The organism is Burkholderia sp. CpTa8-5 (assembly GCF_017815045.1).
Taxonomy (GTDB): domain Bacteria; phylum Pseudomonadota; class Gammaproteobacteria; order Burkholderiales; family Burkholderiaceae; genus Burkholderia; species Burkholderia sola.
On sequence record NZ_JAGIQD010000061.1, the window covers coordinates 1 to 3,639 of the forward strand.

At 66.8% G+C, this 3,639-nt stretch carries 1 protein-coding gene; it reads left to right on the plus strand.

Annotated elements, in window-relative coordinates; all coding sequences use genetic code 11:
• Positions 1-3,639: DUF3400 domain-containing protein (locus J8I35_RS34270; RefSeq protein WP_209929379.1), on the plus strand; the 3,639-nt coding region annotated here is incomplete at both ends.

Sequence of the window (3,639 nt, forward strand, 5' to 3'; positions counted from 1 at the left end):
GAACGCGCGTCGCGCGTCGAGATGCTCGAAACCGCCGCGCAGCGCGCGGTCGACGAATTCGCCGACGAATTCGACAAGATGGCCGAGCTGCGTCGCCGCGCGACCAAGGCGCTCGGCCGCTGCACGCAGAAGGACAACATCCGCTTCGACGGGCTGTCGCGCGTGTCGCACGTGACGGACGCGACCGACTGGCGCGTCGAATACCCGTTCGTCGTGCTGACGCCGGACACCGAAGCGGAGATCGCCGCGCTGATCAAGGCATGCTTCGAGCTCGGCCTGACCGTGATCCCGCGCGGCGGCGGCACCGGCTACACGGGCGGCGCGGTGCCGCTCACGCCGTTCTCTGCGGTGATCAACACCGAGAAGCTCGAACAGCTCGGCGCGGTCGAGCTGACCGAGCTGCCGGGCGTCGCGCACAAGGTGCCGACGATCTTCTCCGGCGCGGGCGTCGTCACGCGCCGCGTGACCGAGGCGGCCGAAGCGGCCGGCTACGTGTTCGCGGTCGATCCGACCTCGCTCGACGCGTCGTGCATCGGCGGCAACGTCGCGATGAACGCGGGCGGCAAGAAGGCCGTGCTGTGGGGCACCGCGCTGGACAACCTCGCGTGGTGGCGAATGGTCGACCCGGACGGCAACTGGCTCGAAGTCACGCGCCACGAGCACAACCAGGGCAAGATCCACGACATCGCGGTCGCGCGCTTCGAGCTGAAGTGGTTCGACGGCGCATACGCGCCCGGCGAGAAGCTGCTCAAGACCGAGATGCTCGAGATCGAGGGCCGGCGCTTTCGTAAGGAAGGGCTCGGCAAGGACGTGACCGACAAGTTCCTCGCCGGCCTGCCGGGCGTGCAGAAGGAAGGCTGCGACGGGCTCATCACGTCCGCGCGCTGGGTGCTGCACAAGATGCCCGCGCATACGCGCACCGTCTGCCTCGAATTCTTCGGCCAGGCGCGCGAGGCGATCCCGAGCATCGTCGAGATCAAGGACTACCTGTTCGAGACGTCGAAGCAGGGCGGCGCGATCCTCGCGGGCCTCGAGCACCTCGACGAGCGCTACCTGCGCGCGGTCGGCTACGCGACCAAGAGCAAGCGCAACGCGTTCCCGAAGATGGTGCTGATCGGCGACATCGTCGGCGACGACGCCGATGCGGTCGCGCAGGCGACGTCCGAAGTGATCCGGATGGCGAACGGCAAGAGCGGCGAAGGCTTCGTCGCGGTCAGCGCGGAGGCGCGCAAGCGCTTCTGGCTCGACCGCAGCCGCACGGCCGCGATCGCGAAGCACACGAACGCGTTCAAGATCAACGAGGACGTCGTGATCCCGCTGAACCGGATGGGCGAGTACACCGACGGCATCGAGCGGATCAACATCGAGCTGTCGCTGAAGAACAAGCTGCAGCTGGTCGACGCGCTCGAGGCGTTCTTCAAGGGCGGCAACCTGCCGCTCGGCAAGACCGACGACGCGAACGAGATCCCGAGCGCCGAGCTGCTGGAAGACCGCGTGCAGCAGGCGCTGGAGCTGCTCAAGCGCGTGCGTGCGCGCTGGGAATTCGTGCGCGACCGGCTCGACCAGCCGCTGCGCGAGGCGCAGCACTACCTGGTGCAGCTCGGCTACGAGGCGCTCGCCGAGAAGTTCGCCGATCGCGCGGACGCGCAGCCGGGCGCGACCGTGTTCCACGTCACGCAGGACCGCACGGTCCGCATCTCGTGGAAGCAGGAGATCCGCGCGGAGCTGCGCGCGATCTTCAACGGCGGCGCGTTCAAGCCGATCCTCGACGAAGCGCAGGCGATCCACAAGCGCGTGCTGCGCGGCCGTGTGTTCGTCGCGCTGCACATGCATGCGGGCGACGGCAACGTCCACACCAACATCCCGGTCAACTCCGACAACTACGAGATGCTGCAGGACGCGCACGCGTCGGTGGCCCGCATCATGACGCTGGCGCGTTCGCTCGACGGCGTGATCTCCGGCGAACACGGGATCGGCATCACGAAGCTCGAGTTCCTGACCGACGACGAGATCGCCGAATTCCGCGCGTACAAGCAGCGCGTCGACCCGAACGGCCGTTTCAACAAGGGCAAGCTGCTCGACGGCGCCGATCTGCGCAACGCGTACACGCCCAGCTTCGGGCTGATGGGCTACGAGTCGCTGATCATGCAGCAGTCCGACATCGGCGCGATCGCCGATTCGGTGAAGGACTGCCTGCGCTGCGGCAAGTGCAAGCCGGTGTGCGCGACCCACGTGCCGCGCGCGAACCTGCTGTACAGCCCGCGCAACAAGATCCTCGCGACGTCGCTGCTGGTCGAGGCGTTCCTGTACGAGGAGCAGACGCGCCGCGGCGTGTCGATCAAGCACTGGGACGAGTTCAACGACGTGGCCGACCACTGCACGGTGTGCCACAAGTGCGCGACGCCGTGCCCGGTGAAGATCGACTTCGGCGACGTGACGATGAACATGCGCAACCTGTTGCGCAAGATGGGCAAGAAGAAGTTCAACGCGGGCAATGCGGCGGGGATGTTCTTCCTGAACGCGACCAATCCGCAGACGATCAACCTCGCGCGCGGCGTGATGATGGGGGTGGGCTACAAGGTGCAGCGCTTCGCGAACGACATGCTGAAGAAGGTCGTGACGAAGCAGACGCAGCACCCGCCGGCGACGACGGGCAAGCCGCCGGCGGTCGAGCAGGTGATCCACTTCGTGAACAAGAAGATGCCGGGCAACCTGCCGAAGAAGACGGCGCGGGCGCTGCTGGACATCGAGGACAACAAGATCGTGCCGATCATCCGCAACCCGAAGTCGACGACCGTCGATTCGGAAGCGGTGTTCTACTTCCCGGGCTGCGGCTCCGAGCGGCTGTTCTCGCAGGTGGGGCTGGCGACGCAGGCGATGCTGTGGGAAGCGGGCGTGCAGACGGTGCTGCCGCCGGGCTACCTGTGCTGCGGCTATCCGCAGCGCGGCTCGGGGCAGTACGACAAGGCCGAGAAGATCGTGACGGACAACCGCGTGCTGTTCCACCGGGTGGCGAACACGCTGAACTATCTGGACATCAAGACGGTGGTGGTGTCGTGCGGCACGTGCTACGACCAGCTGGCGGGGTATGAATTCGACAAGATCTTCCCGGGGTGCCGGATCATCGACATCCACGAGTTCCTGCTCGAGAAGGGGATGAAGCTCGACGGCGTGACGGGCACGCGCTACATGTATCACGACCCGTGCCATACGCCGATCAAGACGATCGACCCGGTGAAGCTCGTCAACGAGCTGATGGGCGCGGAGAAGGACGGCTACAAGATCGAGAAGAACGATCGCTGCTGCGGGGAGTCGGGCACGCTGGCGGTCACGCGGCCGGACGTGTCGACGCAGGTGCGCTTCCGCAAGGAAGAGGAGATCCGCAAGGGCGCGGCGAAGCTGCGTGCGATTCCGGTGGTGGCGGGCGATGCGCCGGCGCCGGCCGCCGCGGGCGCGAACGGCCCGGACGTGAAGATCCTGACGAGCTGCCCGTCGTGCCTGCAGGGGCTGTCGCGCTACAACGAGGATGCGAACCTCGAGGCCGACTACATCGTGGTGGAAATCGCGCGCCAGGTGCTCGGCGAGAACTGGATGGCCGATTATGTCGCACGGGCGAACCATGGCGGGATCGAGCGCGTG